Here is a 19395-nt window from a genome sequence, read left to right as displayed (position 1 = left end):
GCTCCTTATATGCCGAGGCCCGGCGCGCCGAAATGGAGGGCCTGACTGGTCAGGACCGTGAGGATCTGGGTGGTCAGGTCGTCGAGGATCCAGAAGGCGGTGAGCAGGCTGATCCCGGATACGGCCGCGGCCGCCAGGGTGAAGCGGGGGGCCAGACGGTCCAGGTTCAGGCCCGGGCTCATGGCCGAGGCGTGCAGCCGGGCCGCCTCGCCCAGGACGGCGTCGCGCCAGGTTTGATCGGGTTGCCAGCCCGGCCGGGATGCATGAATCCCGGAGAGCAGGGTGCGAAAAGTCCGGATGGTGGGTCTACGCTTCATGCTCCTCTCCTTGGATGCCGTAGCGTTTGAGAAAACCGATGAGTTTACGTTTGGCCCGGAAGGCGCGCACTTTGACGTTGGGCACGCTGATGCCGAGCATTCCCGCCGTTTCCCTGGTCGGCCGCTCCTCCAGATAGCATAACGTCATGACCATTCGGTCGAGGGGCGAGAGCCTGGCCAGGACAGCCTTCAGTATCTCGCCCAGTTCGTGTCGCCGGACCAGGGTTTCGAACGCTTCCGTCGAGGCCCCGGCCATGGCCGTTTCCAGCCAGCGCTGCCCGTCCTCGCTCAGGTCGCATACCGGAGCTTCCTTGTTCCGGTATGCCTTGCGCCAATAGTCCTTGCAGCAGCGCAAGGTCACGGTGGTCAGCCAGTTGCGGAACGGCTTGACCGGCCGGTAGCCCGGCAGCCCTTTGTACGCCCGGATGAACGCCTCGTGCGCCACCTCGGCCACCTGGTCGGCGGGCACATGCGCGGATACCAGCCGGGAGACATGGCTCTCGTGCCGCTTGAGCAGGAGCGCGAATGCGTCCCGGTCGCCATCGAGGATGCGGTCGATGACCTCTGCGTCGTCCAGGTGTACGGGCATCTGACCCTGTTATCGTTGAAGTGCCGTCACTGTCCGCAGCATGCCTCATGCGGCCCGGGGCCACAAGTGGGGCCGCGCAAAGCGCGGCCCCGGGAGATCGATCCTTTGCCAGGGTGGGGCGGGAGACGGTGCCCCTTGCCGTTGGGATTGACGGATCGAAACAGCGGGGCCTCCGGCCGGGGGAGGGAGCGCCGCGTCCGGCACCGGTCCGCCCGGAAACCCGCGGGGCGGGAAACGCACCGCCCACAGTGGTAACATCGCCGCGCGTCCTGCTGCGGTTACATGATTTTCAGCCCGGCGCGGAAAAGGTTCATCCGCCGGTTGCCCGGCCGCCCGGCGTGGGCTACCCTGGCCCGGTCCGCCGGGGCGAGACCCGGCGCAATCATAAGGAGTCGAGAAGATGGCAAAGACCTATGTGACGGCGGTGATCGTGGCCAAGGAGGGCTGCGAGGCCCTTCTGGAAAAGGAACTGCGCAAGGTGGTGGACGAGGTCCGCGCCGAATCCGGCTGCCTGCGCTACGACCTGCACCGCTCGGGCCGCGGTGACGCGTTCCTCTTCTATGAGATATGGGAGAGCCCGGCCCATCTGGATGCCCACAGCCGCGCCCCGCACATGGCGGCCATGCACGAGGCCACGGCAAGCCTGACGGCCTGCCCCACCGAGGTCACTCTCTGGGAGGCGGTCGACGCGGCCGGATAGAGTGCGTTGTTCGACGAATAGTTTGTGTCTATGCGTCGAGCGCCGTGTATAGCTGCTAACGATTTTTCGGAGCTCCCCACTTCCTATAGGATCTGCTGACAGGTGGAAAAGTCCTGTATGAACCTCAAGGAGTTGGAGTACGAAATGCGCACACTGAAATACGCGGGCTGGTTCACGGCCCTGGCCGTGGCGGTCTGCCTGGTGGCGGGCACGGCCCGGGCCGAGGAAAAGAAGCTGACCATGTACGTGGCCTACGGCGGCCCCGAGGTCATCGCCCAACAGTTCGAGGCGGCCACCGGCATCAAGGTGGAGTTCCTGACCATGTCGTCGGGCGAGGTGCTCACCCGGCTGCGCGCCGAAAAGGCCAACCCCGGCGCGGACGTCTGGTTCGGCGGCGGGTCCGACGCCTTTATCCAGGCCAAGAAGGAAGGGCTGACCGCACCGTTCAAGGCCCCCAACGCGAGCCGCGTGGACAAGGCCTTCAAGGACCCGGACGGCTACTGGACCGGCGTCTCCCTGGTGGTGGTCGGGTTCCTGGCCAACACCGACCGGCTGACCGGCAAGGGGTTGGCCCTGCCCATGACCTGGGCGGCCCTGACCTCCCCGGACTACCGCGACGAGGTCTCTGCCTCCAACCTGAACACCTCGGGCACGGCCTACACCACGGTCTCGGGCGTGCTCCAGATGAAGGGGGAGAAGGCGGGCTGGCCGTTCCTGGAGAAGCTCTACGCCAACATCCCCTTCCTGACCAAGAGCGGCTCGGCTCCGGGCAAGATGGCCCTGTCCGGCGAGTTCTCCGTGGGCATCGCCCCGGACCCGCACATCCTGGCGGGCAAGAACCCGAACGCGCCGCTGGCCGTGATCTACCCGTCCGACGGCGTCCTGGCCTGGCCCTCGCCGGTGTCGATCATCGCGGGCGCCAAGCACCCGGAGAACGCCAAGAAGTTCGTGGACTGGTGCCTGAGCCCCGCGGGGCAGAAGGTCCTCATGCAGGCCTCGCCTCGGGTACCTACCACGGACGTGGAGCCCTTGCCCGGCGTGCCCAAGCTGTCCGATCTCAACCTGGTGGCCTACGACATCCTGCGCTGGGGCAACGAGCGCGAGCGGGTGGTCGCCGAGTTCAACAAGCTGTTCCCCAAGTATCAATAGAAGGGATGCGCGGGCCTCGGGCTGGCAGCCCGAGGCCCGTTCCCGCTTCCGCCGAGGACTGAACCGGCCATGCCCGAGCCGAGCGCACCGCCCCTCCGAAACAGGGGGTACCTGATCTCCTGCGCGGCCTTTGCCGTGCTCATCCTGCTGGTGGGCTACCCGGCCCTGACCGTCTTGCTCGAAAGCGTGCGCCCCGGCGGGGAATGGGGGCTCTCGGCCTACGCCCGGCTGTGGGCCGGGCCGCGCCTGGGGACCGTGGTCGGGTCGAGCCTGGGCGTGGCCCTGGCCGGGTCGCTGTTCGCCTCGCTCATGGGCGGGGCCCTGGCCGTGGTCGTGGCCAAGACCGCCGCGCCGTTGCGGAAACTCATGGCCGCGACCGCGCTGCTGCCCATCATACTGCCCGGCTTCGTGACCTCCATCGCCTACATCTTTCTCTTCGGGCGCAACGGACTGATAACCTATCGGTGGCTGCACATCTCCTGGGACGTGTATAGCTGGAAGAGCGTGCTCGTGCTCCAGAGCGTGGACCAGACCACCACGGCCTTTCTCCTCTCCCTGGCCGCCCTGCGGACCATCGACCCGGCCCTGGAGGAGGCCGCCGGGAGCCTGGGGGCCGGGCCGTGGCGGGTGCTGCGGACCATCACCCTGGCCCTGGCCTCGCCGCTGGGCGTGGCCGGGTTCCTGCTCAACTTCATGCACTCCATGTCCGACTTCGGCACCCCGCTGGTGGTCGGCGGGCCCTTCGACACCCTGGCCTCGGCCTCGTACACCCAGCTCATCGGGCGCTACGACCCGGCCACGGCCTCGGCCCTGAACGTGGTCCTGCTGGCCTTCTGCCTGCTGGCCTATTCGGGCTACGGCGTACTCGAATCGCGCTTCGGCCGGGATCGGGTCATGGACCAGTCGCGCCCGGTGGCCCGGCTCGACCTGGGCTGGCCGGGCCGGGCGGTCTGGCTCGGCTGCCTGCTCTTTTCCCTGTTCATGCTCGCCCTGCTCGGGGCCGTGCTCCTGGCCGCCTTCACCCGCAACGCCGGGGCCGGGGTCGCGCCCACGCTCATGTATTTCGAGGCCGTGTTCACGCGCGGCTTCGCCAGCGCCCGCAACACCCTGGTCTTTTCCTTGGCCGTGGGCGCGGTGTCCGCCCTGGGCGGGCAGATCCTCGCCTACCTTATAAAGAGGGTACGCATCCCCGGCGCGCGGGCTCTGGACGTCCTGGCCACCCTGCCTTTCGCCGTGCCCGGCACCTTCATCGGCGTGGGCTACGCCCTGGCCTTCAACCGTCCGCCGCTCATCCTGACCGGCACCTGGGCCATCGTGGTTCTCAACCTGGTCGTCCGCAAGCTGCCCATGGGGCTGCGCGCCGGGGCTTCTGTCCTGGCCCGGCAGGACCGCGCCCAGGAGGAAGCCTCGTTCTGCCTGGGGGCCTCACGGCTGCGCACCTTTCTCAAAGTGATCCTGCCCTCGGTGCGCACGGCCATGCTCGCGGGAGGGCTGTACGCCTTTGTCACCTCGGTCCAGGCCTTGGGGTCGATCATCTTCATCATCACGCCGGGCACACGCCTTCTGTCCGTGGACGTGTTCGAGGCCGTGGTCCGGGGCGAAGTGGGTCAGGCCGCGGCCTTCTCCACCCTCATGCTGGCTATGGCGGGTGCGGGGGCCGCGCTCATCATGCTGGCTGCAACGCGAAACGGGAAACGCCATGACATCCGCTAACCCAATTGTATCTCCGGCCGGGGCCGACATCGAGCTGACCGGCGTGAGCAAGACCTACGCCGGGGTCCCGGCCGTGGAAAATCTGACCGTGCGCTTTGCGCCCGGCGAGTTGTGCTGTCTGCTCGGCCCGTCCGGGTGCGGCAAGTCCACCACCCTGCGGCTCATCGCCGGGCTGGAGCAACCGGACGCGGGGACCGTCCGCATCCGGGGCCGCGACATGCGCGGGCTCACGCCGCAACGGCGCAACCTCGGCTTCGTCTTCCAGAACTACGCCTTGTTCCCGCACATGGGCGTGCGGGACAATGTGGCCTACGGCCTACGCAGCCGGGGAGGGATGCGCGAGGCCGCGATCCGGGAGGCGGTCCGCGACGCCCTGTCCATGGTCCGGCTGGAAGGCTACGGCGATCGCCGAGTGCACGAGCTCTCGGGCGGGGAGCAGCAGCGGGTGGCCCTGGCCCGCGCCCTGGTCACCGGCCCGGACGCGCTCCTGCTGGACGAGCCGTTCTCCAACCTGGACGCCCGGCTGCGCGAGGCCATGCGCTTCGAGTTGGCCGAGCTGCGCGCCCGGCTCGGCATCACCACGGTCTTCGTCACCCACGACAAGGAGGAGGCGTTCGCCCTGGCCGACCGCATCGTGCTCCTGCGCGACGCGCGGCTGGAACAGGCAGGCGCGCCCGAGGACCTGTACCGCAACCCGGCCTCGCCCTTTGCCGCCGGGTTCCTAGGCAGCGCCAACTGCTTTGTCGGGGAGCAGGGCGCGCGCCTGGAGGAACTCTTCGGCCCCATGCCCGGGACCGGGCGCGGCGGCCTGCTGGTCCTGCGCCCGGAGCGCATCCGTCCCTTCCCGGACGAGGACGGTCCCTTCACCGTGGCCGAAAGCCTGTTCATGGGCCCCTACGTGCGCTATCTCCTGCGCCTCGAACCGGCCCCCTCCTTCCCGTTGGTGGAAGCGCACTGCCCGGCCTTCGAGCAGCGCCTTGCCCTCGGCGCACGGGTGCGCGCCCAACTGCTCCCGGAATCGGTCTGACCCCGTCCCGTCCTGCGCCCGGAATTGTGGCGATTGGGTGACGGCCGCTGTCCGCGTGTCGCGCTCGACGCCGATCGCCCGTTAAATGGAGGCCTTGCCGCATCAGCGCCGGTTTCCTCTCGACATACCGACTGGAAGCGGTTGCCCCTTTCCCAAAACGCGCCGTTTGTGTTATCTTGGCAGGTATCGCTGTCGCTGCACTCTCGCCGGAACCGGGAGGCAGGAGCCCGCGGCCCGCGTCGCGGGCGGGTACTCCCGGACGGGGCGGCAGCAAAACACGCTCTCAACGCCGATGTTTTCGTTGCGGAGGACTCGCCATGACCACACAGACTACGGATACGAACGGAAAGGAACAGGATTATCGCAGCCCCGAAGAGGTCTTCAAGGAGCTGGACGGTTCCGCGCAGGGATTGAGCGGCGACGAGGCCGCCAGGCGGCTGGCGAAATACGGGCCAAACGCCCTGGAAGAGCACAAGGTCAGCCCCCTGATGAAGTTTCTCGGCTATTTCTGGGGGCCGATCCCCTGGATGATCGAGGTGGCCGCCATACTTTCCCTGGCCGTGCGCCACTGGGCCGATTTCTTCATCATCCTGGCCTTGCTCGTGTTCAACGCGGTGGTCGGGTTCTGGCAGGAGTACCAGGCCGGCAACGCCGTGGACGCGCTCAAGAGCAAACTGGCCCTCAAGGGCCGGGTGCTGCGCGACGGCAAGTGGCAGAGCGTCGAGGCCCGCGACCTCGTGCCCGGCGACGTCATTCGTCTGCGCATGGGCGACATCATTCCGGCCGACTGCCGGTTGATCGACGGCGACTTTCTCAGCGTGGACCAGTCTGCCCTGACCGGCGAGTCCCTGCCCGTGCAGAAGGGCCTCGGCAACCTCGCCTACTCCGGGTCCGTGGCCAAGCAGGGCGAGATGGAGGCCGTGGTCACGGCCACGGGCGGGGAGACCTTCTTCGGCAAGACCGCCCGCCTGGTGTCCGACGCCAAGGCCGTGTCCCACTTCCAGAAGGCGGTCATCAAGATCGGCGACTACCTGATCTTTCTCAGCCTGGCCCTGGTGGCCGTGCTTATCGTGGTCCAGCTTTTCCGGGGCACCCCGTTCCTGGAGCTGGTCCAGTTCGCCCTGATCCTGACCGTGGCCTCCATCCCGGTGGCCATGCCCGCCGTGCTCTCGGTGACCATGGCCGTGGGCGCGCTGGCCCTGTCCAAGCACAAGGCCATCGTCTCGCGCCTGGAGTCCATTGAGGAGATGGCCGGCATGGACATCCTCTGCTCGGACAAGACCGGCACCCTGACCCAGAACAAGCTCAAGCTCGGCGACCCCGTGGTCTTCGAGGCCAAGGACGCGGCCGAGCTCATCCTGGCCGGGAGCCTGGCGTCCAAGGCCGAGAACGAGGACGCTATCGACATCGCCGTCATGGACGGGCTCGCGGACAAGGGCGTCCTGGCAACCTACACCCAGGAAAAGTTCGTCCCCTTCGACCCGGTGGGCAAGCGCACCGAGGCCTCGGTCAAGGGGCCTGACGGCGCGGAGTTCAAGGTCAGCAAGGGCGCGCTCCAGGTCATCCTGGACCTGGCCGGGGTGGACGACGAGGTCCGCGCCAAGGCCGAGGAGGCCTCTCACGGCTTCGCGGTCAAGGGCTACCGGACCATCGGCGTTGCCCGCAGCGACGCGGGCGGGGACTGGCGTTTCCTGGGCATCCTGCCTTTGTTCGACCCGCCGCGCGAGGACTCGCGGGAGACCATCGAACAGGCCGGGAAGCACGGCATCGAGGTCAAGATGGTCACCGGCGACAACCTGGCCATCGCCAAGGAAATCTCCGGGCAGCTCAACCTGGGGCAGAACATCGCCGTGGCCGGGAAGTGGCTCAAGGCGGACGGCGAGGACGGAGCCAAGCCCCTGGAGGCCGCCGAGGAGGTGGAGCAGTCCGACGGCTTTGCCCAGGTCTTCCCGGAGCACAAGTTCAACATCGTCAAGCTGTTGCAGTCGCGTAACCATATCGTGGGCATGACCGGCGACGGCGTCAACGACGCGCCCGCCCTGAAGCAGGCCGACATGGGCATCGCGGTGAGCGGGGCCACGGACGCCGCGCGCATGGCCGCGGACCTGGTCCTGACCGCGCCGGGCATCTCGGTGATCATCAACGCGGTGGAGGAGGCTCGGCGGATCTTCGAGCGCATGGACAGCTACGCCATCTACCGCATAACCGAGACCATCCGGATCATGATCTTCGTGGTCGTGGCCATGATCGTCTTCAATTTCTACCCGATCACGGCCATCATGATCATCCTGCTGGCCTTCCTCAACGACGTGCCGATTATCACCATCGCCTACGACCGCACCTGGCTGGATCCCAATCCGGTCCGCTGGGACATGCACCGGGTCCTGTCGGTCTCGGTGGCCATGGGTGTGACCGGGATGTGCGGCAGCTTTCTGATGCTCTATCTGGGACTGAACTGGCTGCACCTGACCATCGCCGAGGTCCAGACCTACATCTTCTTGAAGATGGCCGTGTCCGGGCACCTGACCCTGTTCGTCTCACGCAGCCGGGGGTATTTCTGGAAGCGGCCGTATCCCGCGCCGGTGATGATCTGGTCCGCCGTGGGCACCAAGCTCCTGGGCACCTTCCTGGCCGCCTACGGATTCGGGCTCATCGCCCCCATCGACTGGGCGGCCATCGGGCTGGTCTGGGCCTATTCCCTGGTCTGGGCCTTCCTGACCGACTACGTCAAGATGGCCATCTACCACCATATGGGCGAGGGCTCGTCGCACAACCGGGCCTTCCTGTGCCGGGTGCGGGAATCCCTGCACGCCGGGGTCTGCCCGGACGGCCGCCGGGGCCGCTGACCGGGAACCGGCCGGGAGCGGGCCCATTGCGACCTGATCGAGGGGGGGGGGGAGAGCGGGGCGTCCCCTCCTCGGCCGGGTCGTGGAAAAGTTGTCCAAAATTTGGTGAATTCTTATTGACAATGATTATTATTATGGTATTAATGTCCCAAGTTGCTTGTATCTTTTAATGCCAACTACATACCTGAAGCCGAATGCACCGATCCACGGGCATCGGGCGGAATCCGCCTCAAGCAATGTAGTTTACCCGCCCCGGGCAGACCGCCCGGACAGCATCAGGGCACCGTGCCGACGACGGGATTTGAACAGGTGACGCGGGCCGGGCGGCCCGCCTCCCTCAACCACGCAAATCCGGGGCACGTTGCCGATACCGGGCGCCAAGCCCCCAAGGAGTCACACCATGAGTTACGCCACCATCAATCCGTATTCCGGAGAAACCGTTGCCACCTTCAACTTCGCCACCGACGACGAAGTCCGCCAGGCCCTGGACAATGCCCAGAACGCCTTCGAATCCTGGAGGGAAAGCTCGTTTGCCGAGCGCGCCGCCGTCATGCACAAGGCCGCCGAGATCCTGCGCAGGGACAAGGCCGAGTACGCTCGGCTGCTGACGCTGGAGATGGGCAAGGTCACGGCCGAGGCCGAGGCCGAGGTGGACCTGTCCGCCGACATCTTCGACTATTACGCCAAGCACGCCGAGACCCAGATGGCCCCGCGCAAGCTGGACGTGGACCCGACCACCGAAGGCGAGTACATGCTCCTGGCCGAGCCGCTCGGTGTGCTGCTGGCCATCGAGCCGTGGAACTTCCCGTACTACCAGGTGGCCCGCATCATCGCTCCCCAGCTATCCGCGGGCAACACCCTGCTGCTCAAGCACGCCTCCATCGTGCCCCAGTCCGCGGCGGCCACGGAGAAGCTGATGCGCGAGGCCGGACTGCCGGACGGTGCGTTCACCAACCTCTACGCCACCCGCGACCAGCTCGAACTGATCATCAACGACCCGCGCGTGCGCGGCGTGGCCCTGACCGGCTCCGAGCGGGCGGGCCAGGTGGTCGCCACCCAGGCGGCCAAGGCCCTGAAGAAGTCCACCCTGGAGCTGGGCGGCAACGACGCCTTCGTGGTCCTGGCCGACGCCGACCTGGACAAGACCGTGAAGTGGGGCGTGTTCGGCCGCCACTGGAACGGCGGGCAGGTCTGCTGCTCGTCCAAGCGCATGATCATCGTGGACGAGCTGTACGACCGTTACCGCGAGAAGTACATCAAGGGCGTTGAGGGCCTCAAGGCCGGCGACCCCTTCGATCCCGAGACCACTCTGGCTCCGCTGTCCTCCCAGGAAGCGGCCGACCAGCTCAAGGAAAAGATAGCCGAGGCCGTGAAGCACGGGGCCACGGCCACCGAAGTGGGCCCCAAGGTCCCGGAGACGGGCGCGTTCGTGCAGCCCACCATCCTGGAGAACGTGGCGCTGGACAACCCGGCCCGCTACTGGGAGTTCTTCGGCCCGGTGTCCATGCTCTTCCGCGCCAAGGACGAGGACGACGCCGTGGCCATCGCCAACGACACCCCGTTCGGCCTGGGCGGCTCGGTCTTCTCCTCGGACCTGAAGCACGGCGAGGAAGTGGCCCGCAGGGTCTCCACCGGCATGGTCTTCGTCAACCGTCCGACCATGGTCAAGGCCGACATCCCCTTCGGCGGCGTCCGCAATTCCGGCTACGGCCGCGAATTGCTCGACCTCGGCCTGAAGGAGTTCGTCAACCACAAGGTGGTCGGCGTGACCGGTATCGACGGCGCGTTCTAGCCGATTCCGATGTAACGACACAGGGCGGTCCCGTTCGCGGGGCCGCCCTTTTTTTGTCGGGATCGAAGCGGCCGGACCCCACGGCCGGCCGGGACGGTGCGCACGGCGGGAGGCTCCTCCCCCCGTACCCCCGCGAACGGGGCCGCTTGGGGCTGGCCCTCCGGATCAAAAAAGGTGTCGGCCCGGCAGGTGAGGCCGGGCCGACGGTACTGAGGGTCCACGCCCCTTGAGCGGGGCACGGGGGTTGTCTAGGAGTTCATGCTCCGGATCGGCTTGCCGAGCTTGGCCAGGAACTGCTTCCTGGTCAGCGAGTCCGGCATGACGTCGGAGGCGTCGGACGACAGGTATTCGTAGTAGCTCGCCGGGTCGACGGCGGCCAGGAAGATGACGCGGGTCTCGTCCGGGTCGACCAGCTCGGCCTTGGGGAACTTCTTCTTGGCCGCGGACAGCCGCTCCTGGGCCAGCTTGAGCATGTCCTCGCGGTCGCCGAAGTTCATGGTCCCGGTGGGACAGGCCTGGACGCAGGCCGGGAGCTTGCCCGCCCGGACGCGGTCGATGCACATGTCGCACTTGTTCACGACCTTGGTCTCGGGGTCGATCCTGGGGATGTCGTACGGGCAGGCCATGCGGATGGCCTCGCCGTCCTCCTTGGCCGTCAGTTCGGTGTAGACCACGGCTCCGGTCTCCGGGTCGTGGATGATGGCCTTGGGGTTGTCGGGCACGGTGGAGCAGGGGGCGTCCACGCAGTGGCGGCATTGTTCCGGGAAGAACAGCCAGCGCAGGGTGCCGTTGTCCATGATCTCGGAGAAGCGGACGAGCCGGATGGTCTTGGAGGACAGGTCCTTGGGGTTCTGGTACGAGCCCCAGTTGGTGGTCTTCTCGGCGGGGAGCTTTTTCCATTGCTTGCAGGCGACCTGACAGCCCCGGCATGCGGTGCAGCGGGTCAGGTCGACCAGGAATGATTTACCGTTCATTGCGTTCTCCTTACATCTTGTGGACGTTGGCCACGAAGACCTTGGTTTCGGGGATGCCGGTGTTGGGGTCGCCGACCGACGGGGTCAGCAGGTTGGACGAGTCGCCCCCGCTGCCGTCGTGGGGCATCTGCCAACCGAAGCACCACGGCATGCCGATCTGGTACACGGTCTTGCCCATGATCGTGAGCGGGTGCATCCGCTTGGTCACGATGGCGATGGCCCAGACCGAGCCCCGGATGGATTCGACCGTGACCTTTTCGCCGTTCTTGATGTCCTTCTCCTTGGCCAGTTCCTCGCTCATCTCGACGAACATCTGCGGCTGGGTCTCAAGCAGCCACGGGACGTGGCGCGTCATCAGGCCGGTCTGCCAGTGGTCGGTCACGCGGTAGGTCGTGGCCACGTACGGGTACTTCGGGTCGGCCACGGCCATGGCCTCGTGCGTGAAGCGCAGGGCCGTCGGGTTGTTCAACTGGCTCGAAAACCCGTGCGACGTGAACAGGGTCTCCATGGGCTCGTAGTGCTCGGGGAAGGGGCCGTCCGCCCGGCCCGGTCCGAAGACGTGGCCGTGGCCGTGCGGCTCCATGATGAAGGCGTACTTGGTGCCGGGCGCCCAGCCGCCGTCGGGCACGTCGCCGATCCACTTCTTGCCGTTCCAGGCGATGACCGGCCGCTGCGGGGCATAGGGCTTGCCCGTGTTGTCGCAGGAGGCCCGGTTGTAGATGATCCGCCGGTTGACCGGCCAGCACCACGACCAGTTGGGGAACAGCCCGATCTTGGCCTGCTCCGGGGTCTGCTCCGTGCTCCGGCGCGCGGCCATGTTGCCGTTCTCGGTGTACGAGTTGCAGTACAGCCAGTTGCCCGAGGAGGTGGAGCCGTCGTCCTGGAGGAACGCGAAACTCGGCACCAGGGTCCCCTTTTTGTAGGTCTTGCCCTTGATGGTCACATCCTTGAGGAAGTAGCCGTTGATGAGCTTGGCCACGTTGTTGGAGTCGTACTGCCCGTCCTTCTTCCACTGCTCAATGCCCAACCCCTTGATCGGCTCGGGGTAGGCCCCGCCTTCCGCCGCGTACAGCTTCCGGATGGCCTCGAAGAGCTCGGTCATGATGTGGCCGTCGGACTTGGACTCGCCCCTGGGGGTCGGCCCCTGGTAGCGCCACTGCATCCACCGGCCGGAGTTGGTCACCGACCCTTCCTTCTCGATGGATACGCAGCACGGCAGGAAGAAGACCTCGGTCTTGACCTTCTTGGGGTCCATGCCCGGGCCGCGCCAGAAGGAGCCGGTCTCGTTGTCGAAGATGTTGACGTTGACCATCCAGTCCAGGTTGGCCATGGCCCTGCGGTTCTTGCTCGCGTTGGCGCCGCCGCAGGCCGGGTTCATGCCCCAGGCGAAGAAGCCGGTGAAGGCCTTCTTGTCCATGTGCTCGAAGAGCTGGAGCCAGGTGTAGGTGGTCCCGTCCTCGGCCTTGGGCAGCCAGGTGTAGGCGTCGTCGAGGGAGGCCTCGGGGTACATGGCCTTGAGGAAGCTGGCCATGTACTTGGGATAGTACTGCCACCAGGCCGCGCTCTTGGGGTCCTTGGCCCCCTCCAGATACGGCTTGGCCTTGGTGGTGACGTACTGCTCGTAGGTGTTCAGGGACGCGTTGGGGGTGGCCAGGTAGCCGGGCAGGATGTGCCACAGCAGGCAGTGGTCCGTGGAGCCCTGGACGTTGGACTCGCCGCGCAGGGCGTTGACCCCGCCGCCGGCCACGCCGATGTTGCCGAGCAACAGTTGGACCATGGCCATGGTCCGGATGTACTGCGTGCCCACGGTGTGCTGGGTCCAGCCCATGGCGTACATGATCGTCCCGGCCTTTTCCGGTTTGCCCGTGGCCGCGAAGAGTTTGTAGAATTCGAGCAGGCCCGCCTTGTCGATGCCCGAGGTGGCGACCACCTTGTCCACGTCGTACCGCGCGTAGTGGTTCTTGAGCAGGTTGTAGACGCAGCGGGGGTGCTTGAGGGTCGGGTCCTTCTTGGGCAGCCCCTTGTCGTCCTTTTCAAAGGCCCACTGGGACTTGTCGTACGAACCGGCATAGTCCGCGTCGTCGCCGTTCTTGGTGTAGCCGCTGAACAGGCCGTCGTTGAAGGTGAAGTCGTTGCCCACGACGAAGGTCGCGTTGGTGTGGCTGACCACGTAGTCGCGCTGGATCAGGTCGTTGTCCAGGATGTACTTGATCAGCCCGCCGAGCACGGCGATGTCGGTTCCGGCGCGCAACTGGCAGTAGAGGTCGGCCTTGGCCGAGGTGCGGGTGAAGCGCGGGTCCACGTGGATGAGCTTGGCCCCTCTGGTCATGGCCTTGGTCACCCACTTGAAGGAGATGGGATGGTTCTCGGCGGCGTTGCTGCCCATGACCAGGATGACGTCGCTGTTGGCGATGTCGTTCCAGTGGTTGGTCATGGCCCCGCGGCCGAAGCTCTCGGCCAGGGCCGCCACGGTGGAGCTGTGGCATATGCGCGCCTGATGTTCGATCCAGACCAGGCCCAACGCGCGGAGCATGGCCTGGAAGGTCCAGCACTCCTCGTTGTCGATGGCCGCCGAACCGACCGAGGCCAGCCCGTTGCAGCGGTTGACCACCTGCCCCTTGGCGTTCTTTTCGGTGAAGCTTTCGTCGCGCGTCTTCTTGACCCTTTTCGCGATCTCGCCCAGCGCCCAGTCCCAGGAGACCTCCTTCCATTCGGAGGAGTAGGGGGCGCGGTACATGGGCCGCGGCGGACGTTCCTTGTTTTCGGCCAACTGCCAGATGGCCGCGCCCTTGGCGCAGTTCGCGCCTTCGTTGATAGGATGGTCCGGGTCACCCTCGACGTTGACGGCCCGCTTGGTCTTGAGGTCGGTGTTGACGATCAGGCCGCAACCCACGGCGCAGTAACAGCATACCGAGGTGGTCTGCTTGCTCCATTTGGGCTGCAGCATGGCAATCCGGTCCACGGCCTTTGCTTCGGCCACGGTTTCGAACCCCAGCCCGCCGAACGCCGACGACACGGCGGTCACTGCGGCCAGTTTGAGAAAGCTTCTTCTGTTGACGCTCATATCCACTCCTTTGGTTTGGTGGTCATCCGGCCCTTGTTTCCCGGCACAGGCGGCATTGCAGGGCGTAGCCGTACTCCCCGGCGTATAGGGACCGCAGCCGCATGGCGGCGGGGGCACCTTCCCAGCGCGGGACGTAGAACAGGGCTACGGCCTCGACCGCCCGCATGGCCTGCCCGAGCCCCGAGAACGGGACACAGGCGGCCACAGGGCCGGATGGCGGCGTGTTACGGGTTGACTCGGACATCGATTCCTCCATCGTCGGTATGGCGAATCCCGCAAATGCGGGTTGCTCTCGAAGCATGTGAAGGGCGCAGGGCTGGGAGGCGGGCGGGGAGAAGGGAGACGGGGCGGCACAGGGTGCCGTTCGTGAGAGCCGATGGCGTACGGCGGCTAGAGAATGCCCCCGCAGGCATCGGCCAAGGGGAACCGGACCCGGTGTCCAAGCCGCTTCCCTCAGCCTCGCCGGGCCGACAGCCCCGGCCCGGCGGGATATATGGTTCCGATTTCGTGCATGCCTTCCCCCGGCTTGCGTCCGTTCCGGGAGGCCTTCCCGGTCCCGGTGGAAACCCGGCCTGCAAGGGACCGCACCCCCGCAACGGGTGCTGCCGATTCTCCGCAAGCGTCCGGTCGGGCTTCCGCGCCATTATGAACCTAAGCGGAGGGGGCGGCGGACGCAAAGGAACAAAACAGTACAATGATTTCGCACAATTATGCCTGTACGGGCATAATGACGGGTCGTGCGGCGAACATGCGGGAAGGCGGTGTGGGGGAGCAGGGGCCGGGAGGCCCGCATACGTGAAAAGAAAAAGGCCTTACGCTTGCGGCGTAAGGCCTTTGGTTTCCTTGGCGTCCCCAAGGGGATTTGAACCCCTGTTAACGGCGTGAAAGGCCGTAAACAATCAACCGGAAGGTCGCTTACTTCCGTTATTTCAATGGGTTGAAAACGCCATATTTACCACAAAAACCATAGTTGCCGCTGAAAATGACACTTGGGTGACACGCAAAATTTGCCGGAAGGAGAAGCGGGAGGAATTGGTGCTCGCCCAATCGTTCGGTGTTCGACTCAGAAATAGTACACGCACCGGAGTTCGCCCCTGGCTGCGTTGAGCTTGTTGCCGAACTCGGTGTCGGAGGAACCGAGCGGCAGGATGAGCCGGGGCCTCAATTCGAAGTTGGACGTGAGCATGTAGGACGCTTCGGGGTTGAGGGAGAGGCTTCGGTCCCCGAGGTTCATGATGACGGTCGCCGTTGTCGTCAGATAGAGGATGTTGAAAGGCTCCTTTTGGGAGACTCGGAAATACAGGTAGTCCTGCCCGACGCTGCTCCGGTTGTAATCGGACGATACCTTTTTGCTTTTGTTCAGGTCGGCGGCGTTCCCCGTGGCCTGATAGGTGTCGTAGGCCGTGTGCACGTAATCGTAGTAGGTTTTCAGTTGCGAGGCGGTATACCCCTCTCCGTTGTGATAGTATTCAAGGAGATAGGTCGTCTCGTCCTCGGTCAGGTAGCGTGCGCCCAGGAGGAAGCTCCAGGCGTCGTGTTCGTGGATGCTGCTGGTCCCGTCACTATTGAAAACAGTCTGCTCATGGCCCAACCGGACCGCCGTTTCGCCGTGGATGGCGAAATTGTCGGTGATATTCGTGGCGAAGTCGATGCCGAGGGACGTATCGTAATGGTCGCCGCCCATGGCCATGACGTCTAGGTCCACATCGGCCAGCAGGAAGTAGAGTTTGCTCCCGTAGAGAACGCTTTCGTCCGTTGCCAGCCCCGTGTTCACCCGCTCCCATACGGGGACGACCACCGGGGTGAACGCCAATGTCTGCAACGGGCCGTCGAAGCTGAAGATCGCATCGGCGACGCCCATGACGTAGCCCTCGCGGCTCTGGTCCGGGTCGTCCACATCCTTCGGACGGCTGGCGAAGCTCACGGGGTTCCAAGCATATCCCTTGCCCCATTTGAGGACCTTTTTCCCGGCCTCCAGCGTGAACCGGGGGTCCGGCCTCCAGGAGGCCACGCCTTCCTCGAGCATGACTTGACCGGCCCAATGCTTGTCTTCCTTGAAAAAGCGTTCCGACGGCTCGTCAGGCTCGCTGGCCGCCGACAGGGGCAACTGGCTCCACCCGACGTCGGCACGTGGACGGGCATAGAATCCGAACGTCTCGTATTTCAGGGACATTTCGGGCTTGATCTGGAACAGCATGTCCGCCTGGAGTTCGTCCTTCGGGGAATCGAAGAAGCGTTGCTCGTACACCGCAGAATTCCTATTCATAAGACGTTCGTACATCCGAAGCTCGGCCTGCCCCCAGAACTCGAAGAGCTTTTCTTCCATCGCGGGAATATCAAAATCCGCATCGTACAGGGGCTCATCCTGGGCAAGGGCCGAAGCCGAGGCAGCCAGGATGAGCGCCAAGCAGAAGAACGGCCCGAGCCATGTACCGGCTTTCATCATTCTGCTTCCCGCCATCACTGACGAAGGGTTTCTATCCGCGGCAGGTAGTTGAGGGTGAAGACTTCATCCGAGAAGTCCCTGGCCTTCATCCGGGCGAAGATCATCACCGAGAGGTACCCCTTGTGGAGCGGGCTGTCCGTCTCGACAATGGCCGGGCGGACGAATCCGTCGCCGAAGTCGGTCATCTTCTTGAAATGCAGGGTTTTGATCAGCATCCCGGACGCCGCGAGACACTTGATCTCCGTCGGAACCAACCGGTCCTTGGCCACCAGCATCTCCAGCCTGTCATAGGCAACCTCGTTGGTCTTCGCCTTCAGGCGAAGCAAATAGGCGTCACCGCTTTCCTCCAAGGATTCGGGCGTATATTCGGCACTATAGTCTAGGCGCATGATATCGGCATTGTTGAAGATGCCACCCGTCACCGATTGGAGGCTGGTTATCCTGACCGGTTTGGCCACGCTCGGAATGTGGAGCCACATGTTGTCGCCTAGGCGCAAGGTCCCGCGCCCCTTGTCGCTGGAAGGCTCCAGGAAGACGGAGGCCACCATGTCCTGGCCTTTCTTGATGGTGTAGAGGACATATTCCCTTTTGCTCCCGTCCGGCTCGATGTTGATGAGCTTGCGGTAGGATTCGTAGCTGACCGGGGCCAGGTTGCGGTCCACGGCCAGGAGCACTTCCCCTGCATCCATGGCGGAAGCCTGATTGCCGCCGCCAAAAAACAAGGCAGACGGCAGCAACGAACAGGACATATTTCAAAGAGTACATGTGCGGTATCCTCATGCGGTTATACGTGGCCGAGCGCATCGACGGGTTCCATCCGGCTTGCCTTCCACGCGGGTTGCAGCGCCGCCAGGGCGGAGGCCACCAGGACGATGGCCGACAGGAAGAGCATTTCGCCGGGGTTGATGTCCGGACGCACGATTAGGTTATCCATCCGCCCGAAGGAGAAGGCCACTCCAGCCGCCTTGAAGGCCAGCAGACCGCCCACGCCCAGGATCAGGCCGAGCGCCGTCCCCAGCACGCCCAGGAGCACGCCCTCGGCCACGAAAAGCGACATGATCGTTCCGGGGGAGGTTCCCATGGCGGCGATGGTCCCGATTTCCCGCACACGCTCGAAGACCGACATCAGCATCACGTTGAGCACGCTGATGAGGACGATGGCGACCATGACGATCTTCACCGTGACCAGCATCAGGTCGATCATGTTCGCGATATTGGAGAACGGCGACAGCTTGTCCCAGGTGTGCAGCTCGAAGGCGGGCTGCCCCTTCTTGTTCGTGAATCCGCCAAGCGTTGCCGTGAGCGACCCGGCGATGGACTTCAGCTTGTTGAAGCTGGAAACCCTGACCACGATCTCGGTGACCTCGCCCGGTTCGGTGCGCAGGAGGCTGCGGGCGTCCTCGATGTGCATGTAGGCGTCTTTTCCGCCCGGTCCCATGAGGTCTTCGATGATTCCGGCAAGCTGAAATTCCATGCCGTTTACCGAGCCGTCCTTGTTGGTGGCGACCAGCACCACGGAGTCGCCGGGCTTCATCCCCAGGCTCTTGGCCACCTTTTCGGGAATGACGACCTGACCCTTTTCGAGCAGGTCTTCGCCGGAGCCGGGGGCTCCCTGCTTCATCCTGCCGGCCAATGCCGTGCAGACGGCCATTTCCCGTTTCGGGTCGATGGCCGAAAGCCTGACGTTGGTGCTTTCCATATAGTTGCTGAGGACCGCGCCGAGCTTCAGCCTGGGCGCATACGCCTCCACGCCGGGGGTGGCGTCGAGGGTTTCCGCGATTTTCTTGTACGCCTGCCCCTTCATGTTCAGGTTGAGGGGCATGGTGTCGATGGATGAAAAATAGCCTTTGCGATGGATTTGCATGTGCCCGATAACCGAATCCGTGATGATGCCGATCATCATGGACTTGAACGATCCGGCGAGGCCCGAGAACATGACCACCATGCACACGCCGATGACGATGAGCAGGGAAGTGAGGGCGGTACGCCGTTTGTAGCGCGCCAGATTGCGCAGGGCGATCTTGAATATGTTAAGCATGGTCGTTGCCTCCCTGGATAAGCGGATTTCCGGCAAGCAGCCTGCCGTCCTCAATGCCGTGCACCACATCGGCGTGTTCGACGATGCGCGGGTCGTGGTGGAGAAGACGAAGGTGGTCCCGTAGGTGTCCCGCATCTTTTTCATCAGATCGATGATCTTGTGGGCCGTATCATGGTCGAGGTTGGCGGTGGGCTCATCCGCCAGCACCACCTCCGGGTTGGTCACCAGCGCCCGGGCCACGGCCACGCGCTGTTTCTGTCCGCCCGAAATCTGGTCCGGCCGCTTGTCCTTCTGGTCCGTCATGCCGACGGCCTCCAGAACGGCCATCACGCGTTCCCGCCGTTCGCTCGCCGAAGTCCTGGTGATCATGAGCAGAGGGTACTCTATGTTCTCATACACGCTCAGGACCGGGATGAGATTGAACGACTGGAAGATGAAGCCGAGATGCTTGCCGCGAAAATTCGCCGCCTCCTTCTTGCCCAGTGTGTCCACCCTGGCGCCGGTCACCCGGACCTCCCCGGACGACGGCTTGTCCATGCAGCCGATGATGTTCAGCAGCGTGGTCTTGCCGCTGCCCGAAGGCCCGACGAACGTGACGAGTTTCCCTTTCTCGATAGAGACGGTGACCTGTTTCAGGGCTTCGGTTTCGACCTCCCCCGTCAGGTATTTTTTCGAAATGCCGTTCAGTTCGATCAGCGACATGGTTTTCTCCTGTATGCATGGCCCAAGGGCATTCCCCG

14 protein-coding genes and 1 tRNA gene are annotated in these 19395 nt (G+C 64.8%); 6 read left to right on the top strand and 9 right to left on the bottom strand.

The window, feature by feature from the left end; translation table 11 throughout:
• Positions 1-5 precede the first annotated feature (5 nt).
• Both V8V93_RS18180 and V8V93_RS18175 read right to left on the bottom strand, forming a co-directional pair.
• A complete protein-coding gene (locus V8V93_RS18180; RefSeq protein WP_338668050.1) occupies positions 6-317 on the bottom strand; it encodes a hypothetical protein in 312 nt (103 codons plus the stop codon).
• Positions 307-906, bottom strand: coding sequence for an RNA polymerase sigma factor (locus V8V93_RS18175; RefSeq protein WP_338668049.1), 600 nt, complete (start codon positions 904-906; stop codon positions 307-309). The genes V8V93_RS18180 and V8V93_RS18175 overlap by 11 nt, the downstream gene beginning before the upstream one ends.
• Positions 907-1306: 400 nt before the next feature.
• On the opposite strand from V8V93_RS18175, the gene V8V93_RS18170 reads away from it, so the two are divergent.
• From V8V93_RS18170 to V8V93_RS18145, 6 genes are all read left to right on the top strand, one after another.
• On the top strand, positions 1307-1606 hold the full coding sequence (locus V8V93_RS18170; protein ID WP_338668048.1) for a putative quinol monooxygenase: 300 nt from the start codon (positions 1307-1309) through the stop codon (positions 1604-1606).
• 144 nt (positions 1607-1750) lie between these two features.
• Entirely contained in the window at positions 1751-2755 is a 1005-nt protein-coding gene (locus V8V93_RS18165) for an ABC transporter substrate-binding protein (protein ID WP_338668047.1), read from the top strand.
• Between the two features lie 69 nt (positions 2756-2824).
• Positions 2825-4468, top strand: a complete 1644-nt coding sequence (locus V8V93_RS18160) for an ABC transporter permease (RefSeq protein ID WP_338668046.1) — start codon at positions 2825-2827, stop codon at positions 4466-4468.
• Positions 4455-5495: an ABC transporter ATP-binding protein gene (locus V8V93_RS18155; RefSeq protein ID WP_338668044.1), complete on the top strand. Its 1041-nt coding sequence runs from the start codon at positions 4455-4457 to the stop codon at positions 5493-5495. The genes V8V93_RS18160 and V8V93_RS18155 overlap by 14 nt, the downstream gene beginning before the upstream one ends.
• 317 nt (positions 5496-5812) lie before the next feature.
• Entirely contained in the window at positions 5813-8341 is a 2529-nt protein-coding gene (locus V8V93_RS18150; RefSeq protein ID WP_338668043.1) for a plasma-membrane proton-efflux P-type ATPase, read from the top strand.
• A 400-nt stretch (positions 8342-8741) separates the two neighbouring features.
• Positions 8742-10133, top strand: coding sequence for an NAD-dependent succinate-semialdehyde dehydrogenase (locus tag V8V93_RS18145; RefSeq protein WP_338668042.1), 1392 nt, complete (start codon positions 8742-8744; stop codon positions 10131-10133).
• 248 nt (positions 10134-10381) lie between these two features.
• On the opposite strand, the gene V8V93_RS18140 is transcribed toward V8V93_RS18145, so the two are convergent.
• The 7 genes from V8V93_RS18140 to V8V93_RS18110 form a co-directional block, all read right to left on the bottom strand.
• A complete protein-coding gene (locus tag V8V93_RS18140; RefSeq protein WP_338668041.1) occupies positions 10382-11107 on the bottom strand; it encodes a 4Fe-4S dicluster domain-containing protein in 726 nt (241 codons plus the stop codon).
• A gap of 10 nt (positions 11108-11117) precedes the next feature.
• Positions 11118-14171: a formate dehydrogenase-N subunit alpha gene (gene fdnG, locus V8V93_RS18135; protein ID WP_338668040.1), complete on the bottom strand. Its 3054-nt coding sequence runs from the start codon at positions 14169-14171 to the stop codon at positions 11118-11120.
• A gap of 22 nt (positions 14172-14193) precedes the next feature.
• On the bottom strand, positions 14194-14415 hold the full coding sequence (locus V8V93_RS18130) for a hypothetical protein (RefSeq protein WP_338668039.1): 222 nt from the start codon (positions 14413-14415) through the stop codon (positions 14194-14196).
• A 600-nt stretch (positions 14416-15015) separates the two neighbouring features.
• Positions 15016-15090 (bottom strand) — tRNA-Glu (locus V8V93_RS18125).
• Between the two features lie 144 nt (positions 15091-15234).
• Positions 15235-16617 carry a hypothetical protein gene (locus V8V93_RS18120; protein ID WP_207264476.1) on the bottom strand — a complete coding sequence of 461 codons (1383 nt, stop codon included), beginning with the start codon at positions 16615-16617 and terminating at the stop codon, positions 15235-15237.
• A 14-nt stretch (positions 16618-16631) separates the two neighbouring features.
• Positions 16632-17306, bottom strand: coding sequence for an outer membrane lipoprotein-sorting protein (locus V8V93_RS18115; RefSeq protein ID WP_338668038.1), 675 nt, complete (start codon positions 17304-17306; stop codon positions 16632-16634).
• A 95-nt stretch (positions 17307-17401) separates the two neighbouring features.
• Entirely contained in the window at positions 17402-19357 is a 1956-nt protein-coding gene (locus V8V93_RS18110; protein WP_338668037.1) for an ATP-binding cassette domain-containing protein, read from the bottom strand.
• Positions 19358-19395: the final 38 nt, after the last annotated feature.

The sequence above is a fragment of the Pseudodesulfovibrio sp. 5S69 genome (assembly GCF_037094465.1).
GTDB classification, from domain to species: Bacteria; Desulfobacterota; Desulfovibrionia; order Desulfovibrionales; family Desulfovibrionaceae; genus Pseudodesulfovibrio; species Pseudodesulfovibrio methanolicus.
This window is presented reverse-complemented; position numbering and strand designations above follow the sequence as displayed.

Coding starts and splice junctions, on each gene's coding strand:
- V8V93_RS18180 (WP_338668050.1), bottom strand. CDS start 317: ATGAAGCGTAGACCCACCATCCGGACTTTTCGCACCCTGCTCTCCGGG.
- V8V93_RS18175 (WP_338668049.1), bottom strand. CDS start 906: ATGCCCGTACACCTGGACGACGCAGAGGTCATCGACCGCATCCTCGAT.
- V8V93_RS18170 (WP_338668048.1), top strand. CDS start 1,307: ATGGCAAAGACCTATGTGACGGCGGTGATCGTGGCCAAGGAGGGCTGC.
- V8V93_RS18165 (WP_338668047.1), top strand. CDS start 1,751: ATGCGCACACTGAAATACGCGGGCTGGTTCACGGCCCTGGCCGTGGCG.
- V8V93_RS18160 (WP_338668046.1), top strand. CDS start 2,825: ATGCCCGAGCCGAGCGCACCGCCCCTCCGAAACAGGGGGTACCTGATC.
- V8V93_RS18155 (WP_338668044.1), top strand. CDS start 4,455: ATGACATCCGCTAACCCAATTGTATCTCCGGCCGGGGCCGACATCGAG.
- V8V93_RS18150 (WP_338668043.1), top strand. CDS start 5,813: ATGACCACACAGACTACGGATACGAACGGAAAGGAACAGGATTATCGC.
- V8V93_RS18145 (WP_338668042.1), top strand. CDS start 8,742: ATGAGTTACGCCACCATCAATCCGTATTCCGGAGAAACCGTTGCCACC.
- V8V93_RS18140 (WP_338668041.1), bottom strand. CDS start 11,107: ATGAACGGTAAATCATTCCTGGTCGACCTGACCCGCTGCACCGCATGC.
- fdnG (WP_338668040.1), bottom strand. CDS start 14,171: ATGAGCGTCAACAGAAGAAGCTTTCTCAAACTGGCCGCAGTGACCGCC.
- V8V93_RS18130 (WP_338668039.1), bottom strand. CDS start 14,415: ATGTCCGAGTCAACCCGTAACACGCCGCCATCCGGCCCTGTGGCCGCC.
- V8V93_RS18120 (WP_207264476.1), bottom strand. CDS start 16,617: ATGATGAAAGCCGGTACATGGCTCGGGCCGTTCTTCTGCTTGGCGCTC.
- V8V93_RS18115 (WP_338668038.1), bottom strand. CDS start 17,306: ATGGATGCAGGGGAAGTGCTCCTGGCCGTGGACCGCAACCTGGCCCCG.
- V8V93_RS18110 (WP_338668037.1), bottom strand. CDS start 19,357: ATGTCGCTGATCGAACTGAACGGCATTTCGAAAAAATACCTGACGGGG.